General features: G+C 67.1%; 1 protein-coding gene. It reads left to right on the forward strand.

Features of this window, described 5'->3' with window-relative positions; genetic code table 11:
• Positions 1–89: 89 nt before the first annotated feature.
• The gene (locus FVE89_RS29615) at positions 90–1232 is read left to right on the forward strand and encodes an ISAs1 family transposase (RefSeq protein WP_161393741.1); all 1143 of its coding nucleotides are present in this window, start codon (positions 90–92) and stop codon (positions 1230–1232) included.
• The last annotated feature ends 13 nt before the right edge of the window (positions 1233–1245 follow it).

Genomic DNA, 1245 nt, shown 5'->3' on the forward strand with positions numbered 1-1245 from the left:
CAGGGCAATCGCTTCAGCGTGAGGAGGTTTAGGTTCGCGGTCGGGGCGTTTTGTGATTCAGGCGGCGGCTTGCCTCTGGTGCGTTGTCCATGCCGTCTCCGCTGTCGATCCTCGATCACTTCTCGGCCCTGGAGGACCCGCGCCAGCGCTGGCGGGTGGTCTACCCGCTGCCCGAGATCCTGCTGCTGGTCCTGTGCGCCACGCTGAGCGGCATGGACGACTTCGTCGAGATCCGGCTGTGGGGCGAGCAGCGCCTGGACTTCCTGCGCCGCTTCCTGCCCTACGCACGCGGGCTGCCGTCCCACGACACCCTCAACGACGTGGTCAACGCCCTCGACGCCGACCTCTTCAAGGCCTGCTTTTCCGCCTGGGTCGAGAGCCTGCGCGAGGCCGAGCCCGATCTCATCGCCATCGACGGCAAGACCTCGCGGCGCTGCCACGCCAGGACGCAGGGGCGGGCCGCCCTGCACACCGTCTCGGCCTGGGCCTCCCGCCAGCGCCTCGTGCTCGGCCAGGAGGCGGTCGACGACAAGAGCAACGAGATCACCGCCATCCCCCGTCTCCTGGAACGGCTCGAACTCAAGGGCGCGCTGGTCACCATCGACGCCATGGGCACGCAGACCGCCATCGCCGAGACGATCGTGGCCCGCGGCGGTGATTACCTCCTCGCCCTCAAAGGCAACCGGCCCGCCACCCACGACGACGTGGTCGGCTTCTTCGCCGATCCGGGCGAGCTGATCGCCGACACCCACGAGACCTTCGACAACGACCACGGTCGCCTCGAACGCCGCCGTGTCAGCGTCTGTCACGACGTCGCCTGGCTCACCTCGGACCGCCGCTATCCCGACGAGCCGCACATGCCCCATCTGGCGATGATCGGCTTGGTCGAGACCGAGGTCGAGCGCAACGGAAGGACAGAGCGCGAACGGCGCTACTACCTCTCTTCGGTCAAGCTCGATGCCAGGACCTTTGCCGCCGCCGTGCGCGCCCACTGGCATGTCGAGAACCGCCTGCACTGGGTCCTCGACGTCGTCTTCCACGACGACCTCGTGCGCCTGCGAACCGGATCGGGGCCGCAGAACATGGCCGTCGTCCGCCACATGGCCATGAACCTCGTGCGCGCGCCCGGAGACCGACACAGCCTCAAGGTCAGGCGAAAGCTCGCCAATCTCAACCCAGACTACCTCGAGGCCCTCATCCGACAGACCCCAAAATCAGCAACAAAAAGCTGAAGCGATTCCCCTG

The sequence above is a fragment of the Methylobacterium sp. 2A genome (genome assembly GCF_009806555.1).
Taxonomy (GTDB): domain Bacteria; phylum Pseudomonadota; class Alphaproteobacteria; order Rhizobiales; family Beijerinckiaceae; genus Methylobacterium.